Below are 24,364 nucleotides of genomic sequence, written 5' to 3' on the forward strand. Positions count from 1 at the left end.
TTCGTGCTTGGCGCAGCGCCAATGTGGGAGCTGGCTTGCCAGCGAAAGCGGCGGTTCAGTCGCCGAAAGTCTCGCTGATCAACGCATCAACCTCAGCACTCCCCGGTGACGTGGCCGGCCCCCACCGCATCACCGCCAATGCCGCAGCGGCATTCGCCCGCCGCGCTGCTTCATGCGCGGTCAATCCCTGCGCCAACCCGGCGACAAACACTCCTGCATGGGCATCACCGGCACCATTGCTGTCCACCGCTTTGACGGTAAACCCAGGCACATGCCGACGCTCGCCACGCTGATGAATCCAGCAGCCTTGCGGCCCATCGCGGACGACCATCAGCACATCCTTCGGTAAATGTTCGGCAAGACGATCCAGCGCCGCGCCAATATTTTCAGCCCCGGTAAAGCGCAGCGCCTCGACACTGTTGCTGGTCCACACATCGATGCACGGGAGCAATGCCTGCATCAACGGTGAATCCGGCGACTCCACCAGCGGCCCCGGATCGAACACCACGTTGATCGTGGCCGGCAACGCCAGCGTCCAGTCGAGCAACGCCTGCGCTTTGCCTTCGTGCAACAGGCTGTAGCCACTGAGATAAACGTAATCGCCCGACTCGGCGGCGACGCTGTTCAGATCCTCTTCAGTCACCTCGCCTTCAGCACCGATGTAGGAAATGAAACTGCGCTCCGCCGACGCATCGGTCAGCGCCACGCACAACCCCGTGTCACGCTGCGCAGGCTGGCGAATGCCGATGTGAATGCCTTCGTCATTCATCGCCTGACGCGCCAGATCGCCGAAACGTCCGCTGCCGTGCCGGCCGAGGTACACCACCGGCAGGCCATTACGCACAGCCGCCGCCATCACGTTGAAACCGCCGCCCGCTTCGAAGCTGGCTGACTGGGCGAGCACGTCGCCGCCAACCTGCGGCAGTTTATCCACGGCCATGACCAGGTCGATGATGACCTGGCCGGTGTGCAACATCTTAGGCATGAGCATTCTCGGTTTGCGCGGCGCGGCGGTCTTTCGCCCCGCCGAGGACAAAGTAAATGCCACCGGCCACCACGAACGTCACGATCCAGCCGAGGCCGTTATGGCCCAGCCATGAGTCGGACAGGAAGCCTTTGAACCAGACGTTTTCAGCGGTGGTGCCGATGGTGGTGAAACTGAAGCCGAGGACGATGGCAATCGCCCATGCGCCGAACGCGCGCCATTCGATACCGCCGTGATACCAGTAGGCACTGCTCGGGCTGACGTCGAGCAGGTCTTTCGGGCTGTAGTAATGACGGTGAATCAGGTCGACGACGAAGATCCCGACCCATGCGGTGATCGGCACCGCCAGCAGGGAAATGAAGGTGATGAACGGGCCGTAGAAGCTGTCGGCAATTAGCATGAAGTAAATCGAGCCGGCGAAAATCGCGACGATATCGACCACCACCGCGTAGACGCGTTTGACCTTGAGGCCGAGGGTCAGCGTGGTCAGACCGGCGGAGTACACCGACAGGTTGTTCGACAGCAGCAAGCCACCGAACGCAGTGATCAGGTACGGCACGGCCATCCACGTCGGCAGCATGTCGCGGATCGCCACAATCGGGTCAGTCGCCGAAGCGAGGTCGTTGTTGCCCACCGACAGCAAGCCGCCGAGGGTGATCAGCAGCACCAGCGGAATGCCCGCGCCGAACGCGGCGGACGCGACCAGACGCACAGCCTTGACGCTGCGATGCTGATAGCGCGACATGTCGGCGCCAGCATTCGCCCAGCCAATCCCGGTACCGGCGGCCATGGTGCCGATACCGATGATCATCGCGCTCAGCGGCGCTGGCGTAGCGTTGAACACCGCGTTCCAGTCGATGGTCGCGCACAGGAAACCACCGACGAGAATGTTCAGCGCGCCGAACACGTAGGTCGCCCACTTCTGGATCACCAGCAAGGTCGCGTGGCCAAGGCCTGACACCGACAGGGTCAGCAGGACGAAAATCGCGATGAAGATCAGCGTTAGTATCGGCGCGCTTTTCGCTTCCACTGGCGAGCCGAACAGGATCGAGCACAGCGACAACAGCACGAATGCAGCGGTGGTGGTGTTGACCGTTTCCCAACCCAGACGCGACATCAGCGAGACCAGCGTCGGACCGATATTGCCGCGCACGCCGAAGATCGCCCGCGACAAGGTCAGGCTCGGTGCGCGGCCGCGTCGACCGGCGATCGAGATGATCCCGACCACTGCGAACGAACCCGCAGCACCAATGATCGCGACGATAATTGCCTGCCAGATGGCCAAGCCGCGAAATGCCACAAGCGTGGCACCCAGCGGCAGACCGAGAATGGAAATGTTGGCGGCGAACCAGACCCAGAACAGTTGCAGCGGATGGCCGTTGCACTCGGCTTCCGGCACCGGTTCGATGCCGCGGGTTTCCAGTTGCCCGGCGCTTTGCCCGGCGTTTGATGAACTCATGAAGGTGCTCCTGTTTGCCTTTTTTGTGGTTGTGGCAATGATGCAAAACGACAAGACATCTGTGGCGAGGGAGCTTGCTCCCGCTCGGCTGCGCAGCAGTCGTAAACCCAGTGAATACGGTGTGCCTGACGCACCGCGTCTGCAGGATTTGGGGCCGCTTTGCAGCCCGGCGGGAGCAAGCTCCCTCGCCACAGAGATATGAATCAGCGCAAGGCCAACAGCCCCTGCACTAACGGCTCAAGCTCCAAGTGATTGACCGCTTTGACCGTGGCGATCATCGGCACCGGCCAGCTCTCAAGACCCAGGCAGGCCCCGAGCATGGCACCGAGAATCGCCGCGATGGTGTCAGTGTCACCCCCAAGACTGGCGGCCATGCACAGCGCATCAAACGCGCTCATCTCGCCGACGGCCACTTGTTGCGCCAGCGCGAACGAGACCACCACCGACTCCTGCGACGCCACCGAAGTACCGATCACGTCGTAGAGCAAATCCGCCAGCAGTGCCTTGTCACTGTCGACGCTGATGCTGCGCGCCCAACTGATGCGCGAGGCAATGCGCCCGCCCGCTACCCAGTGCCCGTGCGTCTCGGCTTGCTGAGCGATGTGCTGACCGAGGTTCAACGCCTCGCCCAGGTCCATGCCATTGATGCCGGCAGACACCACCGCCGCCACCGCCGCCGCGCTGGAAATCCCCAACGTGGTGTTGTGCGTCACTTGGCAGGCCTGCACCACCGCTGCGATAAACCGCTCGGGATCGGCAACATCCGCCGCAATCCCCACCGGCGTAATGCGCATGGCCGCGCCGTTGGTGGTGCCGTAGCGCCCGGCTTCTTCCGGCGAATGGCCGGCGAGAATCATTTCGATGGCGCGCTTGGTCGACGGCCCGAGCAAGTCCTGCGAGCCCTTGGCCTGCATCGCGGCTTCCCACTCGATCAAGCGTTGCGCAAGGATCGCCGGCTCGATGCGGCCCTTGCCTTCGACCAGCAGCTCGCCCAGCAGAATCGCCTGTTCGGTATCGTCGGTGATCGAACCTTTGGGCATGTTCGCGGCGATCGGTTGCAGCGGCCCGGCATCCTGCAAATCGGTGATTGTGCCGAAGCGGGTCTTGATGGTTTCGCGGTTCAGCGATTGGGTCGGCATGCCCAGCGCATCACCGAGGGCCAGGCCGTAGAAAGCGCCGAGAGCACGGTTGAGCGCGGTCATTTCACTTCTCCAAATTGCAGGTGCAGACGGAAATGCACCGGGTCAAGCAGGCTTTCGACCAGCTCCATGAAACGGTTCTGGCGATCGTAGGTGGTGCGCAACGCCTTGAGGAAAACGGTGCCGACCGGGCGCCCGAGCAGTGCGGCGTCTTCGGCATTCAGCGGTTCGGCGCCGATCCACTGATCACCGCGCTCGCCGATGTAGCCGTAGGCGGCCAGGGTGATGGTCAGGGAGTTGTCGATCAGACCGACGCGCGGCAGGCTTTCCAGGCCGCCGGTGGCCGGCATCAAGGAGCGTTCGAGGGACACCAGCGTGCCGTCGTTGGAGCGCCGACGGCGGTCGAGGGTTATGAATTGGTCAGTGCCGAACCGCGAGAGCAGATCGGGCCGGGTCACGGCTTCCAGACGCAGCACTTCGGTGTTGACCAGCGCCCCGCTGTCGGCCAGCGCCTGCGCCCAGCCGCTGCGCTGGTCAAGCGCGACACCGTCAAAGGTGACGATCGAACCGACGCCGCTTTGCGTGGCGATGTAGTTGCGTCGTTTCAGTTCGGCCAGCGCTTCACGCAACGTGCCACGGCTGACGTTGAATTCTTGAGCCAACTGATGCTCGCCGGGCAACAGAAAGCCATCCTCCATGAGGCCGCTTTCGATGCGCCGGACGAGTTCGTCGACCACCCGTTGTTTCTTGTCAAATCGTACCTGTCTAATCATGTACAAATTGATAACCGAAACCGGTGCGAACGGGCAAGGAAAATTTAGCGAAGGTGACAGAAGGCGGGAAGCTGATGCTGTCTCCTGTGGGAGCGAGCCTGCTCGCGAAGAGGTCGTGTCAGTCAACAATTTCGGCGACTGATACACCGCTTTCGCGAGCAGGCTCGCTCCCACAGGGATGAGGGGGTGTCAGCGTTGTTTGAGGCGGTCAATCACTACGGCCAGCAACAGGATCGAACCCCGAATCACATACTGATAAAACGTGTCGATGTTCTTCAAGTTCATCGCATTCTCGATGATCGCCAAAATCAGCACCCCGGCAATCACATGCCGAATCATGCCGATCCCGCCGCTCAGCGACACCCCGCCGAGCACACAAGCCGAAATCACCGTCAGCTCAAAACCCTGGCCAATCATCGGCTGCCCGGAGGTCATCCGCGACGCCAGAATCACCCCGGCCAGCGCACCAATCACCCCATGCACGGCAAAGATGATGATCTTGGTCCGATCAACGTTCACGCCCGCCAGCAGTGCCGCTTCCTGGTTGCCACCGATGGCCATGGTGTTGCGCCCGTAGGTGGTGTAATTCAACAGCCAACCAAAAAACAGGAAGCAAACAATGGTGATCAGAATCGGCACCGGCACACCAAACAATTGGCCGTTACCAAACACGAAGAACGATTCCTGCGACACGCCCACCGCCTTGCCGTTGGCAAAGATGTAAGCCAGACCGCGAACGATCTGCATCGTCGCCAACGTGGTGATCAACGCATTGACGCGCAACTTGGCAATCACAATCCCGTTGATCAACCCGACAATCAGGCCCATGACCAACGCCGCACTGACACCGAGAAACACGCTGTTGGTGTCACGCATCACCACCGCCGCGACCACGCCAGCGCAGGCAATCACCGAGCCCACCGACAAGTCGAAATGCCCCGACGCCAGGCAATACAACATCGTGCACGCGGCAATCCCGGTGGTGGAAATCGCCAGGCCCAATCCGCGCATGTTCAGCGGCGAAAGGAAGTTGTCGATCAGCAAGGTGCAGGCGACAAAAATGCCCACCGCCGCCAGCAGCATGACCCAGTCGTCGAGGAAGCGGCGCATGTCCAGCGGTTTGCGCTCTTTGGGCAGGGTTTCGTTTTGGGTTGTCATCATAGTCACCTCTCAGTTCGCCACGCCGTCAGCGCGGTGGCGCGGCAAAGCCAGTTGCAGCAGGTTGGATTCATTGGCCTGGTCGCGGCTGATTTCGCCGCGCAGGGCGCCTTCGCAAAGCACCAGAATGCGGTCGGAAATGCCCATCACTTCCATCAGATCGCTGGACACCACGATCACCGAAATGCCCTCGGCGGCGAGGTTATGAATGATCTGGTAGATCTCCGCCTTGGCGCCGATGTCGATGCCGCGCGTCGGTTCGTCGAGCAGCAAGACCTTCATCGGCATCGACAGCCAGCGGCCGAGAATGGCCTTCTGCTGATTGCCGCCGGAGAGGAATTTGATCTGCTGGCCGGCGTGCGGGGTTTTCACTTTCAACGCTTTGATCTGTTTGTCAGCGTTGCCCTTTTCCCACAGACCGCGAATCAGGCAGCCGAGACCCGAATGAGCGCCGCGCGCACTGATGTTGATGTTCTCGGCAACGCTGGCCAGCGGGATGATGCCTTCCTTCTTGCGATCCTCCGGGCAGAGCAGAATGCCCGCCGCAATCGCGTCGCGCGGTGAGCGCAATTTCAGTTCATGGCCACGCAGTTCAAGGCGTCCGGCAGTGTTGCGCTCCAAGCCGCTAAGCAGGCGAAACAGCTCGGTGCGCCCTGCCCCGACCAATCCGAACAGTCCGAGGATTTCGCCTTTGTGTGCCTCGAAACTGATCGGCTCGCGCAGACCCGGGCCAAGCAAACCATCAACTTTCAGCGCGACGGCGCCGCGTGGACGATGGCGATAATCGTAGATGTCCTGAATGTCGCGCCCGACCATGCAGGTCACCAGTTGATCGTGGGTCAACTGGCTCATGTCGTCGAAGGTGCGCACGTAGCGGCCGTCCTTGAACACCGTCACCGCGTCGCAGATGCGGAACACTTCTTCCATCCGATGGGAGACATAGAGCACGACTTTGCCCTCGTCACGCAGGCGACCGATGATCGCCATCAAGCGGTCGATCTCACGGGCCGAGAGGCTGCTGGTCGGTTCATCGAAGGCGATGACATGCGCGCCGCGCGACAGCGCTTTGGCGATTTCCACCAATTGCCGCTGGCCAAGGGACAGGCGTCCGACCTTGGTCTGCGGATCGATTTCGTCGGCCAGGCCTTTCAGGCAATTCAGCGCTTGCTGGCGCAGCACGCCGCGATTGATCAAACCGAAGCTGGCCGGCAGATGGCCAAGAAACAGGTTCTCGGCGACGGTCATTTCCGGCACCAGATGCAGCTCCTGGTGAATCACCGCGACGCCGCTGCCGATGCTGTCGGCGGTCGACTTGAACGCCATGGTCTGCTCGCCGATCCGCAACTCGCCGCTGCTCGGGATGTACGCACCGCCGAGGATCTTCAACAGGGTCGATTTACCGGCGCCGTTCTCGCCCATCAAGGCGTGAACCTGCCCCGGATGGGCGACGAAGCTGATGGCGTCCAGCGCCTTCACGCCGGGGAAGGTTTTGCCGATCCCGTTGAAGCGCAGGCTGCCGCTGGAGCTGTGTTGTTGTGTTTGTACTTGCGCGTGCATAAAGCCACCTCTTCACACCGAAAAACGGCCCGGCTGCCCGGGCCATCGCGGCATCAGTTCCACAGGCCGATTTTTTCCAGCTCTTGCTTGAAGTTCTCGCGGGTGATCAGGGTGACGTCGTCCATCGCGGTGTACTTCGGCGGTTCTTTGCCGGTGGTGACCCACTCGTACATCATCTCGGCGGTCTTGTAGCCTTCGATGTGCGGGCTTGGCAGCATCGAGCCGAAGAAGCCGCTGTTAGGCTTTTTCAGTTCGCCGATGGCGTCGGTGCCGTTGATGCCGATGCCGATCACGTTGGCCGCAGCAAAACCGGCGGCTTCGGTGGCGCGCACGCCGCCAAGCACGGTGTTGTCGTTCATGCCGCCGATGATCAGGTTCTTCGCCGCGCTCGGCAGTTTCACCAGCGCCGAGTTGGTGGCGTCCATGCTGCCCGGCACGTCGAGGGTTTTCAGCGCGGCAAACAGAATGTGATCCTTCGGCATGCCGGCGTCCTCAAGGGATTTCACCGAACCGTCGGTGCGCTTCTTGCCGGTGTCGAGCTCGTTGTAGGTGTTGACCACCGCGTAGGTGTCTTTCCAGTCCCAGTTGCGTTTCTTCGCTTCGGCAACCATGGCGTTGCCCTGCTTCTGGCCGACTTCAAATGCGGCCATGCCGAGGTACGGCACGTCTTCCATGAACTTGCCGTTGGCATCGACGAAACGGTCATCGACGGCGATCACTTTCAGATCATTGAGTTTGGCTTTGGCCATGATCGCCGGGCCGAGCGAAACGTCCGGCGGGCAAATGACGAAGCCCTTGGCACCGTTGGCGGCGAGGCTGTCGATCGCCGAAAGGGTTTTCTCGCCATCCGGCACGGCGATCTTGATCAGTTCAAAGCCCTTGTCCTTGGCGGCTTTCTCGGCGAAGGCCCACTCGGTCTGGAACCACGGCTCTTCCGCCTGCTTGACCAGAAAACCGATTTTCACGGTGTCGGCAGCGAGCAGCGCACTGCTCAGGCTGAACGCGGTGACCGCCAGGGCGGTACTGCACAGGGTACGAATCCCGAAACGACGTTTCATAAGCTGACTCCTTGTTATTTTTTTGAGCACATTTTGAAAAGCGTTAAAGCGTGTTCCTGCAAAGCCTGTTGAAAATAGTCATATCGTATGATGATTGGATTTCAAACGGACTTCTCCCCATGAAAGCCACTGTGCTCAGTCGTGGTACATCACCGAGCGACCACCATCGATAGTGATACATGACGCGTTGATAAACGGTGCTTCGTCGCTGGCTAGAAACACCGCGGTCATCGCCACTTCGAGCGGCTGACCGATGCGTTTCGGCGGATGCAGATCGAAAGCGCGCTGACGTTCGGCGTGCGGGTCGGCGAAACCGTTCCAGTAGTCGACGTTCAACTGCGTCTCGATGTAGCCGGGTGCGATGGCGTTGACCCGAATACCCTTCGCCGCGTACTCAATGCCGAGCGCACGGGTCAGGCCGAGCAAGCCATGTTTGGCCACCGGGTACGGGAAGCAGCCGGGAATGATGTGGCTGGAATGGGTCGAGGCAATGTTGATGATGCTGCCGACACCCTGCTCGATCATCTGCGGCAACACCGCTTTACAGCCGAACCAGGCACCGTCCAGATCGATGGCGAAGCAGCGATGCCAGTCTTCTTCCGTCATCTGCAGCGGATCACGGAATACGTTGACCCCGGCGCAGTTGACCAGCACGTCGATGCGCCCGTGCAGTTCAACGGCGCGTTTGGCCATGGCGTGCAAATCGTGCTGACGCGAGACATCCGCCTTCAGCGCTTGCACGTCGCAACCTTGCTCACGCCAGTGCGCGGCAACCTGTTCGACTTTCTCGCCCTGGATATCGCTGATGACCAGTTTCGCTTGCTGTGAGGCGAAAGCCGCAACAATGGCTTCGCCGATGCCTTGCGCGGCGCCGGTCAGCAGCACGACCTTGTTTTTCAGACGCTCGCCCTTCGGCGGTGCAGGCACCGGCGGCAGGGAAAGAGGTTCAGCCATGGATCAGGACTCCTGTTTCGTACGCGCAAAAAAACCAGACATCTGCCGATGTCCGGTCTGGAAGGCGGTTGGAACGAAACAGGCAGGCGCGGCCGACAGCTTCGGGCCGTTGCGAGACGCGGACTCCACGCGGGAGTGCGATAGACATTCGCTGCATCACTTCACCTGTTTTGTTCTTTTTAAGTGTGAGTGCGTGTTACTGCTGGAGCCGACTATAAACCCGACCGCCAAATAATCTCAATATATAATTTTGCATCCCATATTTTGGGATCTAATCGGCAAACCGCGTACAGAGCTTTCCTGGGACATCCACGCGCATCGACAGCACAGCGCCATCCAATGGATGGTTGTGCGGACTCTCGGCACTGGTGATGTACAGGGTTTTCAGATCTTCACCGCCGAATACGCAACTGGTCGGGCGACTGACCGGCAGATCGATCCGGCGGTCGACCTCGCCGTCAGGCGTCAGACGCAGCAGGCAGCTGCCGTCCCAGCGGGCATTCCACACGTAGCCTTCGGCATCCATCGCCGAACCGTCCGGGCCGCCCTGCTGATCGGAGCCGTACCAGGTTTCAGCGGCACCGAGATTGCCGTCGGGGTGGATGAAATAACGGTGCAGCGTGCTGTCGAGGCTGTCGCCGAATAACAGTGTGGTGCCGTCGTCGCTCCACAGCAGCGTGTTGGGTATGCCCAAGCCGCGCAGTAATGGCGTGACACGTTTATCCGGATCGATGCGGAACAGGCCACCGGAGCGACGGGTGATCGGCAGATCTTCGCCCTGTTCGCCGATGTTGATTTGCATGGTGCCGAGCCACAAACGGCCCTGAGCATCGCACCGCGCTTCGTTGGGTCGATTGCCCGGTTGCGGGTCAGCCACGCAGAACAGCGTCAGACGTGGTTCGAGGCCGGGAGAATCGAGGTCGAGACGGTAGACGCCACTGCTCAGGGTCACCAGTGCATCGCCGCTGGCGCAAGGGATGAACGCGGAAACGTGTTCGGGCATTTGCCAGATCTGCACGTTCTGGCCAATCAGGCGCAGGGCCTGTTTGCCGGCGATATCGACCCAGTACAACGCCTGGGTCGGCGCGTCCCAGAACGGGCCTTCACCGAGTCGGGCGCGATGTTGGGTCAGGGCGGTCCACGGCATATAACGGTCTCCATTGTTCTTGTGATTTTCTGTAGGAGTGAGCCTGCTCGCGATGGCGTAGTGTCCGTTGACTTCAATGCGGCTGATCTACCGCTATCGCGAGCAGGCTCACTCCTACAGGGGATCTGGGTGTTAGCCTGCTTTTTTGTCGGCCATGACTTTCGGGTAGAAGCGTTTGATCGCCAGATCGGCATTGTCGATCAGGGTCATGCACGCCCACACGCCTCGCGCGGAATCCCGGGCGGCGATGGCGTCGGCCATGTCCTTGTGGATCGGCAAAGTGCGACGCAGTTCATCCGGGTCGGCAGCAGAAACCTCGAACGACACGGCCAGCAACGCGCCGAGGGCCGGAACCATTTGCTCGATGAATTGATTGTGGCTGGCAGCGAGAATGCATTCGTGGAAGAACTGGTCGGCGCGGTTGTAATCGGTGCCGCTGTCGACCGCACGTTCAAGGGCGTTGTAGGCCAGTTGCACGGCTTCGATCTGTGCGAAGGTGGCGCGCTCACACGCCCAGCGCACGGCCATCGGTTCGATGGTGCGGCGCAGGTCGAGCAAATCATCGACGAAATTTTCCGGCAGACCGTTGCGTGACAGCCAACCCACCACTTGCGGATCGAACAGGTTCCAGCGCCTTACCGGCAGCACGCGGGTGCCGACTTTCGGCCCGACTTCAAGCATGCCTTTGGCAACGAGGGTTTTGATCGCTTCGCGGATGACCGTGCGGCTGACCCCGAGCTGTTCGCCCAGATCGGCCTCGACCTTGATGGCCTGCCCCGGCTTGACCTGGCCCGCGGCGATCCAGCTGCCCAGCCAGTCAACGGTCGACGCATGAAAGCTACTGGACATGAACACCTCAAAGCGGATCGCGATGGGTGATTAAGCTAATCATCATACGATTAACAGTCAATCTGGATTTAATGCTGAAAGCCAAAACAAATGTAGGCCTTCGCCTGCTCGCGATAGCGGTGGTTCAGTCGATATCTGTGGTGACTGACATACCGCCATCGCGAGCAGGCGAAGGCCTACAAGGGGTTGTGGTTCAGGGTTCGAGGCCGATGCGGAAGAACTCGCCGCCGCTCCACACACCGAGCCAGCGCTGGCCATCGATTTCACGGCTCACCGCCAGTTCCACCAGTTGATAGAACACATTGCGGTGAATCAGCGCTTCAAGGTTGGTGCGCACATGCACGTAAGGCGCCGGTTCCTGCGTGGTCGGATCAATCTCGACCCGGATCGGATGCTCCGGCCCGGCCTCGGCGGTTTCATCGACGTTGGTGGTAAAGCGCAACAGCTGCGCCTCCCCTTCGCCTTCAACCTCGACGGCAATTGCCACAAACGGTGCGTCGTCGACTTTGATCCCGACCTTCTCGACCGGGGTGATCAGGAAATAATCATCGCCGTCGCGGCGAATGATCGTGGAGAACAATTTGACCATCGGCTTGCGCCCGATCGGCGTGCCCAGGTAATACCAGGTGCCGTCGCGGGCGATGCGCATGTCGATGTCGCCGCAGAAGTCCGGGTTCCACAAGTGCACCGGCGGCAAGCCTTTGGTTTTGGGGATCTGTCCCAACAGGTCATTGGCTTTTTGCGGGCCACTCATGACGTTCTCCTTGAATTATTGGTCACCGACTCCCAACAGGCTGCGCGCGTACTGGGCCAGCGGCGGGCCGATCAGGTCTTCAGGCTTGTTGTCGTGGAACGTCAGTAAACCGCCACGACTCTTGATCCGTGCAGTATCAATCAAATACTGGGTGCTGGTCTCGATCAACATGATCTGAATCACACCGCCGTCGATGCCGAGGCGATCCACAGCCTCTTCATCCAGCCACTCATCGGAGTTGCCGATGCGGTCGTCAGCCTTGGCGAAACGCGTGTACAGCAGATAGTGCGCACCGGCATCGCGAGCTTCGCCCATCGCCTGATCGAGGCCTTCCGGCGCCCGGGCACGGCGGACCATCGGGAAGTACTCGACGAAGCCTTTGAAGGCTTCTTCGGCGACCACGTTAGGGCGTGGATAAGAACCACCCGGCGGTGCGAACGCGCCTTGGGCGATGTAGATGAACGAGTCCGGCTGAATGCGGAAGTTGTTCACGCGGCGGCTGTCGCTGTGATCCAGCAAGCCCGCGTCGCTCATCTGGTAGCGAGTGCCTTCGGCCATATCGCTGACAGTCATACAGCCGCCAAGCGCCAAAACGGCCAGCAGCAAAACCAGGCTACGCATCCTATTCCTCCAGAGGCCGGTGACGGAAAACCGGCGAATGGCCGTAGGATGCAGCTTTTGCGCCAGCTCTGGTTGTTCGTTGATGGTTAGATCGTATTCGCGAGCAGGCTCGCTCCCACAAGTGGAACGCGTTCAACCTGTGGGAGCTAGCCTGCTCGCGATGAGGGAAGTTCAACCGCCGATGATCTTCATGACGGTCGCGCCGCCAGAGAACGCCACTTCCTGCTTGTCGCCCAATGCTTTGACCAGCAAACGCTGAAGCGCCGGCAACGCCTGATGGCGCGGCTTGTCGAGCAGATCGCCGACATAGTGGCGGTTGCTCGACGACAGGCAGCCATGCAGCCAACCGGTCGACGACAGACGCAAGCGCGAGCACGTCCGGCAGAACGGCACGCTTTCGTTGGCGATCACGCCGAAATGACCGACGCCCGGTATCGCATACCGCACGGCCGTGGCGTCCACCGGCGCATCGGCCTGGGCGTACTCGTAGCGCTCGCCGATCAGACTCAGCAGTTGTTGCAAGCTGACGAACTGTTGCAGGAAGGCATTGGAGTCGGTGGCGAGGTGGCCCATGCGCATCAGCTCGATGAAACGCAGCTCGTAGCCGCGTTCCAGACAGTAATCGAGCAGCGGCATCACCTGATCGAGGTTCTGCCCGCGCAACGGCACCATGTTGACCTTGATCTTCATCCCCGCCGCAGCGGCCTGATCCATACCGTCAAGCACGGTGGCCAGATCGCCGCCACGGGCGATGCTGCGGAAAGCACCAGCGTCGAGGGTATCGAGGGACACGTTGATCCGGCGCAGACCGGCATCCACCAGCAACGGCATTTTTTTTGCGAGGAGTTGACCGTTGGTGGTCAGGCTGATGTCTTCCAGGCCCATCTTGCCGACAGCGGTCATGAACGATTCGAGTTTGGGGCTGACCAGCGGTTCGCCGCCAGTGATGCGCAGCCGTTCGATGCCGGCCGCTTCGATCAGATACGCCACGCCACGGGCCATGGCTTCGGCCGACAGTTCATCCTGCGCAGCCACCAACCGCTTGCCGTTGGGCACGCAGTAAGTACACGCGTAATTGCAGGCTGAAGTCAGACTGATCCGCAAATTGCGAAAACGCCTGCCTTGACGGTCAACGATCATGATCACTCCGGCGATAGAAAATCGAGCCACTAAAACTTGACTCACAAATCAAGTTTTAGCAAGCCCTATGCCTGAGTATATTCCTGCGTTACTGCGCCATGTAGCGAAATCATGGCGCAATAAGGCTGCTGAATGGCTCAGCTGCTTGGCGTTTCCGGGTCGCGCTTGCGCTTGTTGCCCATGCGCACGCCGATGTCCATCAGAAACTGGAAGAAACCTTCCTGATCTTCCAGCACATTGCTCCAGAACGGCGAGTGATACAGCGCCACAGCGCCATGCACCAGCGCCCAGGATGCGCAGTAGTGGAAGTAGGGCGGCACGTCTTCGAGCTTGCCTTCGCTAATGCGGCCCTTGATCAGCAGGGTCAGGCGTTCGAAGTTCGAGGCACGGATCTTGTGCAGCTCCTCGACCATTTCCGGCACCTGGTTGCCTTTGACGACCTTCTCTTCGAGACGGTCGAACAGGCGATAACGCTGCGGGTCGCGCATGCGGAATTCGAAGTAGGCGCGGGACAGCGCTTCCTTGTCCTTGTCGACATCGGCCGAATGCAGCAGCTCGTTCAAATCGCGCTCGTAATCGAGCATCAGGCGCAGATAAATCTCGGCCTTGGATTTGAAGTGCTTGTAGATCGTGCCTTTGCCGATACCCACGGCATCAGCAATCATCTCGACGGTGACACTGTCTTCACCTTGTTCGAGGAACAGCTTGAGCGCGGTATCGAGAATTTCTTGCTCGCGGCGACGAAACTCACGGACCTTACGAGGTTCTTTGTGCATAAGAAAAGGTCTGAAGGGTCAAAATTCGAAGCCGCGTATTATGCCTAACTTGCGCAAAAATGCACGGATCATCCGACCATATCTGTGTTTCATGTTCATTTTGAGAACGTTTTGGGCGCAATGAGAACTCAACTGAAGCGAACGTATTCCAAATTTGTTTAAAAACCCCGACCGGCTAACTGGACTGCACGCCAGACTGATCAATACTTGAACTGTCGGGCGACATCTCCCCCAAGTGTCGCGCCGGTAAAGGTACCAAGGGACCGCGTGCCTTTGTTTTACTCCTAATGGTCTTAACCCGGATTCACCCCCCAGAACCCGGGTTTTTTTTGCCTGCGATTTGACCACTGGCTACAGGGCAGATTTAACACTCGCCAGCGGGAACAGACGCTTGAAGTTCTCGGTCGTCTGCTCGGCAAAACGCTCATAGTTTTCCCCGCGCAGCATCGCCAGAAATTCCGCCACTTCGCGCACATACTGCGGCAGGTTCGGCTTGCCGCGATAAGGGATTGGCGCCAGATACGGTGAATCGGTTTCCACCAGCAAGCGATCCGCCGGGACCTTGCTCGCGACATCGCGCAACGCATCAGCATTGCGGAACGTGACAATACCCGACAGGGAAATGTAGTAACCCATGTCCAGCGCGGCTTTGGCCATGTCCCAATCTTCGGTGAAGCAGTGCAGCACACCGGCCTGAGGCAACGCCGCTTCGCGCAGCAGTGCAAGGGTATCGGCACGGGCGCCACGGGTGTGGATGATCACCGGTTTGCCAGTCTGCTGCGCCGCTTGCAGGTGCAGACGGAACGATTCCTGCTGCAGCTCGGCGGCTTCCGGCTCGTAGTGATAATCCAGACCGGTTTCACCGATCGCCACTACTTTCGGGTGATTGAGCTCGTGCAACAGCCAGTCCAGCGCCGGCGCCGCACCGGGTTGCACATCGAGCGGATGCACGCCGACCGAGCAATCGACATCGTCATAACGCTCAGCCAGAGCTTTGACGTCGGCGGCGTTATCGGCACTCACGCCGATGCACAGGAAGTGCCCTACTCCGCGCCCACGGGCCGCATCCAGTGCAGCATCCAGCGAGCCGTCATGGGCGGCGAGGTCGAGTCGATCAAGGTGACAATGGGAATCTACAAGCATAAAAAGACGGCTACTTACATCGTATGAGTAGGACGGTCGGATTTAAGCGCTCCGGCCAGATGGGTTTCGATGCGACTGCGCGCCGTGTTGTCGCCATCGTTGAACTGTACGCCGACACCGGCAGCGCGATTGCCTTGCGCCCCTTTGGGGGTGATCCAGGCGACCTTGCCGGCCACCGGGATCTTCTCGGCCTCGTCCATCAGGTTGAGCAGCATGAACACCTCATCGCCCAACCGGTAACTCTTGTTGGTCGGGATGAACAAGCCACCGTTCTTGATGAACGGCATGTACGCGGCGTAAAGCACCGACTTGTCCTTGATGGTCAGGGACAAAATGCCGTTGCGCGGCCCGGGGCTGACGGGTTCATTCATGTTGACCTCCACTACTGATGCTCAGAGTCTAGGTACACATTCTTATCTTTGACCAGGCAATCCCGCCCATTGCACCAACAACGCTTCCAGCAGCAAGGCCGGATTGAGGTTGGCCTTGCTCAGAACTTTCTGGCGCTGGGCGAGAATCCAGTCCTGAATCTCCAGGACTTTGCCTTGCGCACTTTTCTGCGCCAGGTACTGCACGACTTTACGCATATCGGTCAGACCGAGACCCGCTTCATCCTCGGTCAATTGATACCGCAGGATCAGGCTCGACCAATCGCAGAACCAGTCAAACAGACGCAGCATCGGAATGCTTTTCCATTCTTCGGCCAGTTGCGTCGGCGATTGCTGCTGTTTAAGCAGCTTCTTTACGCCTTCAACCACTTGCGCGCGCTGCTCGCGCACGCCCTGAGACTGCAAGCTGACCGCCATCAACGGCGAGCCGGCCGCCAGCGTCAGCAATTCGACACGCTCCTCTTCGGAGCAGTCCGGCAACGCTTGCGCCAGCCATTGCAGACTCATCGCCTCGCCCGGCAACGGACAGGCCTGCTGCACGCAACGGCTCTTGATCGTTGGCAGCAAGCGGCTGGTCTGGTGGCTGACCAACAGCAGCACGGTATCGCCGGACGGTTCTTCAAGACTCTTGAGCAAGGCGTTGGCAGCGTTGATGTTCATCGACTCGACCGGCTCGATCAGCACCACTTTGCGTCCGCCCAGTTGCGCGGTCTGCACCACGAAGCTGACCAGATCGCGCACCTGATCGACCTTGATCGCCTTGTCGGCTTCTTCCGGTTCGAGAATGTAATTATCGGGGTGGCTGCCGGCCTTGAGCAGCAGGCAGGATTTGCACTCGCCGCAGGCTTCCGGCGTCGGCCGCTGGCACAACAGGCTGGCCATCAAGCGTTCGGCCAATGCACGTTTGCCGATGCCGGCCGGGCCATGCAGCAGATAGGCGTGGGCGTGCTGTTTACGCCCGGCCAGTTGCTGCCAGAGGCTGTCCTGCCATGGATAGGCCTCAGCCACGGGCCAGCTCCAGCAGGTTCGGCAACAAGGTATCCAGCGATTGTTGAACCTTGACCAATGACTGACCGGCATCAATGCGCACATAGCGCGCGGGATCGGCTTCGGCGCGCTTCAGAAATGCATTGCGCACAGCCTCGAAAAACCCTCTCCCCTCCAGCTCGAAACGATCCAGACGGCCACGGGCACTGGCGCGGGCCAGGCCGATTTCTACCGGCAGATCGAAAATCAGCGTCAGGTCCGGACGCAGGTCGCCCTGCACGAAGGTTTCCAGCGTGGCGATGCGCTCCAGCGACAAACCGCGCCCGCCGCCCTGATAGGCGTAAGTGGAATCGGTGAAACGATCGCACAGCACCACTGCACCGCGAGCCAGCGCCGGGCGAATCACTTCAGCCAGGTGTTGAGCGCGCGCGGCAAATACCAACAGCAGCTCGGCGTCCGGGTTCATGACCTCGTCAGCCGGCGCCAGCAGCACATCGCGAATCCGCTCGGCCAATGGTGTGCCACCCGGCTCGCGAGTCAGCACCACTTCGATACCGGCGGCGCGCAGGCGCTCGGCGAGGTATTCGCGGTTAGTGCTTTTGCCGGCGCCTTCCGGGCCTTCCAGCGTAATAAACAAGCCAGTCACAGGCAGTCCTTAATCAAAGTCATTGCGTGTTTTGTGGGGCAGCAGCTTCTGGAGCCGGCGCGGGCGCATCAGGCGCAACTTGCGGCAACGATTCCGGGGCTGTATCCGGAGATGCAGCGGGAATCGCCTCCCCGGCAGCCGGAGCGGCTTCAGGCGATGTCGCCGGCGCCGGGCTGGAACGGTAATCGGCACGGCGCTTGAGCTGGTACTCACGCACCGCATTGTTGTGCGCATCCAGATCATCGGAGAACACATGGCTGCCATCGCCACGTGCAACGAAGTACAGGCTGGTGCCATCCACCGGGTTCAACGCTGCGTGAATCGCTTCACGCCCGACCATCGCAATCGGCGTCGGAGGCAGCCCGGGAATCACGTAAGTGTTGTAAGGCGTCGGCTCTTTCAAATGCGCGCGAGTCAGCTTGCCGGTGTAGCGATCGCCCAGACCATAGATGACGGTCGGGTCGGTTTGCAGTTGCATGCCCAAGGCCATGCGGCGCACGAAGACACCGGCAATCTGCCCGCGCTCCTGTGGCACGCCGGTCTCTTTCTCGACCAGCGAGGCCATGATCAGCGCTTGGTAGGGTTCGGTGTACGGCACATCGGCAGAACGACTTTCCCATTCTTTCGCCAGGACTTCATCGAGACGATCAAAGGCTTTTTTCAGCAGTTCGGCATCGGACATGCCACGCACGAAACGGTAGGTGTCGGGGAAGAAACGCCCTTCCGGGAACAGGCCCTTATGACCAATTTTCGCCATGACGTCGCTGTCGCTCATGCCATTGAGGGTCTGAGCGAGCTTTTCATCTTTGGCCAACGCCGCGCGTACCTGATGGAAATTCCAGCCCTCGACCAAGGTGAGGCTGTACTGAACCACTTCGCCACGCTTCCACAAGTCGATCAGGCCGTTGACGGTCATGCCCGGCTGCATGCGGTATTCGCCGCTATGGATCGGCGTGCCAGCGAGATTAAAGCGCCAGTAAACCCGCAACCAGAACGCATCCTTGATGACGCCATCGGTTTCGAGTTCAAGGAAAGTTCGAGTCGGTGTAGAGCCTTTCGGCACATCCAGCAGTTCTTCCTGCGTGATGTTCAGAGGCTGTTCCAGCGCACTGTGAATCTTCCAGGCGCTGGCGCCCATCAACAGCCCTGCCAGAACCAGTCCGGTTTCCAGCAGCAGCAAAAGTTTACGTCTCACAAATCAGGCATCCAGTAGGGCGCGGGCAATGGTTTGCAGTTTACGGGTGAGCGAGCCAACCGGCCAGCTCAGTGCAGCGTAGGCGCGTACCGGCCAGACGCCATACACGCTGTTGCAGACAAACACTTCATCGGCCCATTGCAGCTGTTCGAGGCTGATGTCGGCGATCTGCGTGGGAATGGCCAATGACTCGGCCTGAAACAATATTTCGGCGCGCATCACCCCGGCGACGCCGCAGCGTTTCAGATCCGGCGTGATCAACACACCGTCGCGGACCAGAAACACATTGCTGAATACCCCCTCGATCACCCGACCCGCCTGATCGAGCATCAAGCCTTCGGCGTGCTCGCTGTCCTGCCATTCGGCACGGGCGATGACTTGTTCCAGTCGATTGAGGTGTTTGAGTCCAGCCAGTAAAGGCTGTTTGGCCAGGCGCGTGCTGCACGGAAACAGACGAACGCCTTGTTCAGCATGCACAGCAGGATAAGCCGCCGGAGGATTGCCTTGCAGAATGCGTCGGCCCGGCGCCGCAGGATCAGGCGCATAACCGCGCAAACCGTCGCCACGGGTCAGGATGAGCTTGAGCACGCCCTCACCCATTGCTGCCGCATAGCTCAGCAGTTCATGGCGAATCAGCTCGATATCGGCCACGATGGCCAGACGCAAGCAGCCGTCAGCCAGTCGCGTCAGGTGCCGATCCAGCAGGATCGGCTGGCCGCCATGCACGGCGATGGTCTCGAACAGACCGTCGCCGTAAGCCAGGCCGCGATCTTTCAGCGACAGAGCGTCAGCCGGTTGACCGTCGACCCAGCTGTCCATCAGCCTGCGAACCGACGGAACGCCAAGGTGCCGTTGGTGCCGCCAAAACCGAAGGAGTTGGACAGCACGACATCGATGTCCATGTTGCGCGCAGTGTGCGGCACGAAATCAAGATCGCAGCCTTCATCCGGCTCATCGAGGTTGATGGTCGGCGGTGCCACTTGGCTGTTGATCGCAAGAACGCTGAAGATCGCTTCAACCGCGCCCGCCGCACCTAACAGGTGACCGGTCATCGATTTGGTCGAGCTGACCGCCAGTTTGTAGGCGTGATCACCGAACACGGTCTTGATCGCATTGGCTTCGGCGAGGTCGCCGGCCGGAGTCGAAGTACCGTGAGCGTTGATGTATTGCACTTGATCAACGTTGATCTTCGCATCACGCAGCGCATTAGTGATGCAGCGTGCTGCACCGGCGCCGTCGGCAGGTGGCGAGGTCATGTGGAACGCGTCGCCACTCGTGCCAAAGCCGATCAGTTCGGCATAGATGGTCGCGCCGCGCGCCTTGGCGTGTTCCAGCTCTTCGAGAACCAGTGCACCGGCACCGTCGGACAGGACGAAGCCATCACGGCCCTTGTCCCATGGACGGCTGGCGCGGGTCGGTTCGTCGTTGCGGGTCGACAGCGCACGGGACGCGCCGAAGCCACCCATGCCCAGACCGCATGCGGCCATTTCGGCACCGCCGGCAATCATCACGTCGGCTTCGTCGTACATGATGTTGCGCGCCGCCATGCCGATGCAGTGCGTACCGGTGGTACATGCAGTGGCGATGGCGTAGTTAGGTCCCTGTGCCCCCAGGTGGATGGACAGGAAACCGGAAATCATATTGATGATCGAACCTGGCACGAAGAATGGCGAAATTCGACGCGGGCCCGTCTCATGCAGAGTACGGCTGGTTTCTTCGATGTTGGTCAAACCGCCGATACCCGAACCCATGGCCACGCCAATGCGTTCACGGTTGGCGTCGGTGACTTCCAGACCGGCGTTGCGAACGGCTTGAAAGCCGGCAGCGAGACCGTACTGAATGAACAGGTCGAGCTTGCGCGCTTCCTTGACCGACAGGTATTCCTCGACATTGAAGCCCTTTACCGAGCCGCCAAAGCGGGTGGAATAGGCAGAAAGGTCGGTGTGTTCGATCAGACCAATGCCACTGCGGCCAGCCAGAATGCCCTGCCAACTGCTCGGCACATCCGTGCCCAGTGGCGACAACATACCCATACCGGTGACTACGACGCGTCTACGCGACACAGCACTCTCCTTTTTCAAATGACGACGACTTTGCATCAGGCCTAAAGAAAAAACCGCACGCCATGATGGCAGTGCGGTTTTTCCATGACAGCAAACAACGATTACAAACTATTACGCCTGGTGGCTAGTAACGTAGTCGATTGCAGCTTGTACAGTAGTGATCTTTTCAGCTTCTTCGTCAGGGATTTCGGTCTCGAATTCCTCTTCCAGAGCCATCACCAGCTCAACGGTGTCAAGGGAGTCGGCACCCAGGTCTTCTACGAAGGAAGCAGTGTTGACCACTTCTTCTTCTTTAACACCCAGTTGCTCGGCAACGATTTTCTTGACGCGCTCTTCGATGGTGCTCATACCTTGTTTTCACTCCTAATGGACAAATTCAGGCAGCTGGCCAGTGGGTAAGTGTATAGAAAGACTTTTCAGTTTTTCAACTGAAAGCTTCACTCCTCAAACCCTGCAGCCCTCTGCCTATAAATAGATTGCAGCTTTATAACGGATTTTAGACAGCTCGTATGACATTTTTTTGAAGCAATCCGTCACATTTTACTTACATGTACATCCCACCGTTCACCGGGATTGTAGCCCCAGTGACGTATGCCGCACCGTCGGATGCAAGAAAAGCGACCACAGACGCGATCTCTTGAGCTTGCCCCAGACGACCCAGCGGAATCTGCGTCTGCAAGGCTTCACGCTGTGCTTCAGGCAGCTCGCGCGTCATATCGGTGTCGATAAACCCTGGGGTTACCGAGTTGACCGTAATCGAACGCGAACCGACTTCACGCGCCATTGCACGGCTGAAACCTTCCAGACCGGCCTTGGCGGCTGCATAGTTTACTTGGCCTGCGTTGCCCATGGCACCCACCACCGAGCCAATACTGATAATTCGGCCCCAGCGCGCCTTGGTCATGCCGCGCAGAACGCCCTTGGACAGGCGATACAGACTGTTCAGGTTGGTATCGATCACGTCGTACCACTCGTCGTCTTTCATGCGCATCATCAGGTTATCGCGGGTAATGCCGGCATTATTGACCAGGATCGCCACTGGCGCACCGAACTGCTCCTGAATGCCCGCCAACACCGCAGTGACCGATTCATCGCTGGTGACGTTGAGTTCGAAACCGGTGCCCTGAATACCGTTTTCCTTCAGGGTTGCAGCGATACGCTCAGCGCCCGAAGCGGAAGTCGCGGTGCCAATGACGATGGCGCCCTGACGACCCAGTTCCAGTGCGATAGCCTGACCGATGCCACGGCTTGCACCGGTGACCAGTGCAACTTTACCTTGCAGACTCATGCAAGTTTCTCCTGATTCAGGCTTGCGCTGCGCGAGCGGCAGCGAAAGCGTCTGGGGTATTGAGGTTGGAAGTCGCCACGCCTTCGGCGCAACGTTTGTTCAGACCGGCCAGGACTTTGCCCGGGCCACATTCGACCAGATTGGTCGCGCCCTTGGCGGCCAGCGTCTGCACCGACTCGACCCAGCGTACTGGCTTGTACAGTTGTTCGAGCAGATCACGCTTGAGGGTTTCCAGATCAGCCGGCACTTGCGCGCTGACGTTCTGTACCACCGGGATCTGCGGCGCCTGCCAGTCGATGGCGGCGATGGATTCGGCGAAACGCTCGGCGGCCGGACGCATCAGCTCGCAGTGCGACGGCACGCTCACCGGCAGCGGCATGGCACGCTTGGCGCCACGGGCCTTGCAGCCTTCGATGGCGCGCTCGACGGCGGCCTTGGCACCGGCAATGACCACTTGGCCCGGCGAGTTGAAGTTGACCGCGCTGACCACTTCACCTTGCGCCGCTTCGGCGCAGGCAGCCAGCACATCGGCATCGTCCAGACCGAGGATCGCGGCCATGCCGCCCTGCCCGGCCGGAACCGCTTCCTGCATCAACTGGCCGCGACGCTCAACGAGCTTCACCGCATCAGCCAGTGTCAGGCTGCCAGCAGCGACCAGCGCGCTGTATTCGCCCAGGCTGTGACCGGCAACAAAGGCCGGACGCGCACCACCTTCCGCCAGCCACAGACGCCACAGGGCGATCGAAGCGGTCAGAATGGCCGGTTGGGTTTTATCGGTTTGATTGAGCAGCTCTTCCGGGCCCTGCTGGGTCAGCGCCCACAGGTCATAGCCCAGAGCCTCGGAGGCTTCTTTGAAAGTTTCGAGGATCAACGGATATTCCGCGCCCAGCTCGGCCAGCATGCCGAGGGACTGCGAACCCTGTCCTGGAAAGACGAATGCGAGGGAAGCAGACATGTAACAAGCCCCTAATGATCTTGTCGTCGAAAAATGACGCCCCGCTTTGGGACGCAAGAAACTGACAGTTGGATGGCCCTTTGAACCGGGCGGTCACATTTAAGCATTGTCCGACGAAAACGCCTAAGACAACAGATCCTCCAGACGACCGTGGAGACGCTCGGGAAGATTCTCCTGAATCTCGATCAACGCACGGGAAATAGCACTCTGAAAGCCCTGAACCCCGGCCGAACCGTGACTTTTCACGACAATGCCCTGCAAGCCGAGAAAGCTTGCGCCGTTATGTCGCGCCGGCGCCAGATCCGCCTGCAAGCGCTTCATCAGTGGCAACGCCAAAGCCCCCACCGCACGGGAGGCCAGATTCTTTTTGAACAATGCTTCGATGCGCGCAGCAATCATCGTAGCCAGCCCCTCACTGGACTTGAGCAGGATATTACCGACGAAACCATCACACACCACGACATCGGCCTCGCCACGATACAAACCGTCGCCTTCGATAAAGCCGATGTAGTTGATGCCGCGGGCAGCCTGCAAGAGTGTCGCGGCCAGTTTGACCTGCTGATTGCCCTTGATGTCTTCGGTACCGATGTTCAACAGCGCGACACGCGGACGATGGATGCCCAGTGTCTGTGCCGCCACCGAGCCCATCACCGCAAACTGCAGCAAATGCTCGGCACTGCAATCGACGTTGGCGCCCAGGTCGAGCAACTGGCAATAGCCCGTCTGTGTCGGGATCGCCGCCACCATCGCCGGACGATCGATACCGGGCAGCGTTTTCAGCACAAACCGTGACAACGCCATCAACGCACCGGTATTGCCGGCACTGACACACGCCTGCGCCTTGCCATCACGGACCAGCTCAAGGGCGACACGCATCGACGAGTCCGGCTTGCCACGCAAGGCCTGGGTCGGTTTTTCGTCCATGGTGATGACTTCAGACGCCGGGACAATCGACAGGCGCGCGCGATCGGCAGCCGATTGGCCGTTGATCAATTCTTCAAGAAGGGAGGGTTGACCGACGAGGGTCAGGTGCAGCGAGGGCGTAGCAGAAAGGCAAGCAAGGCTGGCCTGAACAATGCTGCGGGGACCGAAGTCCCCGCCCATTGCGTCAATCGCGATGACTTGAGCGGACAAGTGATTACTCGTCAGCGCCCTTGTCGATCACTTTACGGCCACGGTATACGCCTTCTGGCGATACGTGGTGACGCAGGTGAACTTCACCAGTGGTTTTTTCTACAGACAGGGTGCTAGCCTCGAGAGCGTCGTGCGAACGGCGCATGTCACGGGCAGAGCGGGATTTTTTGTTCTGCTGAACAGCCATAATTGAT

At 59.9% G+C, this 24,364-nt stretch carries 26 protein-coding genes; all 26 read right to left on the reverse strand.

The window, feature by feature from the left end; all coding sequences use genetic code 11:
• Window positions 1-55: 55 nt before the first annotated feature.
• A complete protein-coding gene (locus tag BK670_RS23035; RefSeq protein WP_123453213.1) occupies window positions 56-985 on the reverse strand; it encodes a PfkB family carbohydrate kinase in 930 nt (309 codons plus the stop codon).
• On the reverse strand, window positions 978-2,444 hold the full coding sequence (locus BK670_RS23040; protein WP_123453216.1) for a purine-cytosine permease family protein: 1,467 nt from the start codon (window positions 2,442-2,444) through the stop codon (window positions 978-980). Before BK670_RS23040 ends, BK670_RS23035 begins: the two co-directional genes overlap by 8 nt.
• Before the next feature lie 203 nt (window positions 2,445-2,647).
• The gene (locus tag BK670_RS23045) at window positions 2,648-3,646 is read right to left on the reverse strand and encodes an ADP-ribosylglycohydrolase family protein (protein ID WP_123453218.1); all 999 of its coding nucleotides are present in this window, start codon (window positions 3,644-3,646) and stop codon (window positions 2,648-2,650) included.
• Window positions 3,643-4,356, reverse strand: a complete 714-nt coding sequence (locus tag BK670_RS23050; RefSeq protein ID WP_123453220.1) for a GntR family transcriptional regulator — start codon at window positions 4,354-4,356, stop codon at window positions 3,643-3,645. The genes BK670_RS23045 and BK670_RS23050 overlap by 4 nt, the downstream gene beginning before the upstream one ends.
• A gap of 189 nt (window positions 4,357-4,545) precedes the next feature.
• Entirely contained in the window at window positions 4,546-5,514 is a 969-nt protein-coding gene (gene araH, locus BK670_RS23060) for an L-arabinose ABC transporter permease AraH (RefSeq protein WP_026000669.1), read from the reverse strand.
• Between the two features lie 12 nt (window positions 5,515-5,526).
• Window positions 5,527-7,071 carry an L-arabinose ABC transporter ATP-binding protein AraG gene (araG, locus tag BK670_RS23065; RefSeq protein ID WP_123453222.1) on the reverse strand — a complete coding sequence of 515 codons (1,545 nt, stop codon included), beginning with the start codon at window positions 7,069-7,071 and terminating at the stop codon, window positions 5,527-5,529.
• A gap of 53 nt (window positions 7,072-7,124) precedes the next feature.
• A complete protein-coding gene (locus BK670_RS23070; protein WP_064120360.1) occupies window positions 7,125-8,129 on the reverse strand; it encodes a substrate-binding domain-containing protein in 1,005 nt (334 codons plus the stop codon).
• 135 nt (window positions 8,130-8,264) lie between these two features.
• Window positions 8,265-9,083 (reverse strand): SDR family oxidoreductase, encoded by an 819-nt coding sequence (locus tag BK670_RS23075; RefSeq protein WP_123453224.1) that lies wholly within the window; start codon window positions 9,081-9,083, stop codon window positions 8,265-8,267.
• 271 nt (window positions 9,084-9,354) lie between these two features.
• Window positions 9,355-10,230: an SMP-30/gluconolactonase/LRE family protein gene (locus tag BK670_RS23085; RefSeq protein WP_123453228.1), complete on the reverse strand. Its 876-nt coding sequence runs from the start codon at window positions 10,228-10,230 to the stop codon at window positions 9,355-9,357.
• A gap of 132 nt (window positions 10,231-10,362) precedes the next feature.
• Entirely contained in the window at window positions 10,363-11,079 is a 717-nt protein-coding gene (locus BK670_RS23090) for a FadR/GntR family transcriptional regulator (protein WP_123453230.1), read from the reverse strand.
• 193 nt (window positions 11,080-11,272) lie between these two features.
• Window positions 11,273-11,833 carry a DUF1285 domain-containing protein gene (locus BK670_RS23095; protein ID WP_123453232.1) on the reverse strand — a complete coding sequence of 187 codons (561 nt, stop codon included), beginning with the start codon at window positions 11,831-11,833 and terminating at the stop codon, window positions 11,273-11,275.
• A 15-nt stretch (window positions 11,834-11,848) separates the two neighbouring features.
• Complete coding sequence (locus BK670_RS23100) at window positions 11,849-12,454, reverse strand: DUF4823 domain-containing protein (RefSeq protein ID WP_093435410.1); 606 nt, start codon at window positions 12,452-12,454, stop codon at window positions 11,849-11,851.
• 171 nt (window positions 12,455-12,625) lie between these two features.
• Window positions 12,626-13,594: a GTP 3',8-cyclase MoaA gene (locus BK670_RS23105; protein ID WP_123453234.1), complete on the reverse strand. Its 969-nt coding sequence runs from the start codon at window positions 13,592-13,594 to the stop codon at window positions 12,626-12,628.
• 137 nt (window positions 13,595-13,731) lie between these two features.
• Window positions 13,732-14,370: a TetR/AcrR family transcriptional regulator gene (locus BK670_RS23110; RefSeq protein ID WP_007950805.1), complete on the reverse strand. Its 639-nt coding sequence runs from the start codon at window positions 14,368-14,370 to the stop codon at window positions 13,732-13,734.
• Between the two features lie 351 nt (window positions 14,371-14,721).
• Window positions 14,722-15,513: a TatD family hydrolase gene (locus tag BK670_RS23115; protein ID WP_123453236.1), complete on the reverse strand. Its 792-nt coding sequence runs from the start codon at window positions 15,511-15,513 to the stop codon at window positions 14,722-14,724.
• A 14-nt stretch (window positions 15,514-15,527) separates the two neighbouring features.
• Window positions 15,528-15,884 carry a PilZ domain-containing protein gene (locus BK670_RS23120; protein ID WP_007908272.1) on the reverse strand — a complete coding sequence of 119 codons (357 nt, stop codon included), beginning with the start codon at window positions 15,882-15,884 and terminating at the stop codon, window positions 15,528-15,530.
• Between the two features lie 42 nt (window positions 15,885-15,926).
• A complete protein-coding gene (locus BK670_RS23125; RefSeq protein ID WP_123453239.1) occupies window positions 15,927-16,910 on the reverse strand; it encodes a DNA polymerase III subunit delta' in 984 nt (327 codons plus the stop codon).
• Complete coding sequence (gene tmk, locus BK670_RS23130; protein ID WP_123453241.1) at window positions 16,903-17,535, reverse strand: dTMP kinase; 633 nt, start codon at window positions 17,533-17,535, stop codon at window positions 16,903-16,905. Before tmk ends, BK670_RS23125 begins: the two co-directional genes overlap by 8 nt.
• A gap of 19 nt (window positions 17,536-17,554) precedes the next feature.
• Entirely contained in the window at window positions 17,555-18,730 is a 1,176-nt protein-coding gene (mltG, locus tag BK670_RS23135; RefSeq protein WP_123453243.1) for an endolytic transglycosylase MltG, read from the reverse strand.
• Between the two features lie 3 nt (window positions 18,731-18,733).
• Complete coding sequence (gene pabC / locus BK670_RS23140; protein ID WP_123453245.1) at window positions 18,734-19,549, reverse strand: aminodeoxychorismate lyase; 816 nt, start codon at window positions 19,547-19,549, stop codon at window positions 18,734-18,736.
• Window positions 19,549-20,793 (reverse strand): beta-ketoacyl-ACP synthase II, encoded by a 1,245-nt coding sequence (gene fabF, locus BK670_RS23145; RefSeq protein WP_122604995.1) that lies wholly within the window; start codon window positions 20,791-20,793, stop codon window positions 19,549-19,551. The genes pabC and fabF overlap by 1 nt, the downstream gene beginning before the upstream one ends.
• Before the next feature lie 111 nt (window positions 20,794-20,904).
• The gene (acpP, locus tag BK670_RS23150; protein ID WP_003175607.1) at window positions 20,905-21,141 is read right to left on the reverse strand and encodes an acyl carrier protein; all 237 of its coding nucleotides are present in this window, start codon (window positions 21,139-21,141) and stop codon (window positions 20,905-20,907) included.
• A gap of 196 nt (window positions 21,142-21,337) precedes the next feature.
• Window positions 21,338-22,081 (reverse strand): 3-oxoacyl-ACP reductase FabG, encoded by a 744-nt coding sequence (fabG, locus tag BK670_RS23155; RefSeq protein WP_123453246.1) that lies wholly within the window; start codon window positions 22,079-22,081, stop codon window positions 21,338-21,340.
• A 16-nt stretch (window positions 22,082-22,097) separates the two neighbouring features.
• On the reverse strand, window positions 22,098-23,036 hold the full coding sequence (gene fabD, locus BK670_RS23160) for an ACP S-malonyltransferase (protein ID WP_122604994.1): 939 nt from the start codon (window positions 23,034-23,036) through the stop codon (window positions 22,098-22,100).
• Between the two features lie 123 nt (window positions 23,037-23,159).
• The gene (gene plsX, locus BK670_RS23165; RefSeq protein WP_123453248.1) at window positions 23,160-24,170 is read right to left on the reverse strand and encodes a phosphate acyltransferase PlsX; all 1,011 of its coding nucleotides are present in this window, start codon (window positions 24,168-24,170) and stop codon (window positions 23,160-23,162) included.
• 4 nt (window positions 24,171-24,174) lie between these two features.
• Window positions 24,175-24,357, reverse strand: coding sequence for a 50S ribosomal protein L32 (rpmF, locus tag BK670_RS23170; protein WP_003179396.1), 183 nt, complete (start codon window positions 24,355-24,357; stop codon window positions 24,175-24,177).
• Between the last annotated feature and the right edge of the window lie 7 nt (window positions 24,358-24,364).

Origin of the sequence: Pseudomonas fluorescens (genome assembly GCF_003732425.1) — a bacterium.
GTDB classification, from domain to species: Bacteria; Pseudomonadota; Gammaproteobacteria; order Pseudomonadales; family Pseudomonadaceae; genus Aquipseudomonas; species Aquipseudomonas fluorescens_BE.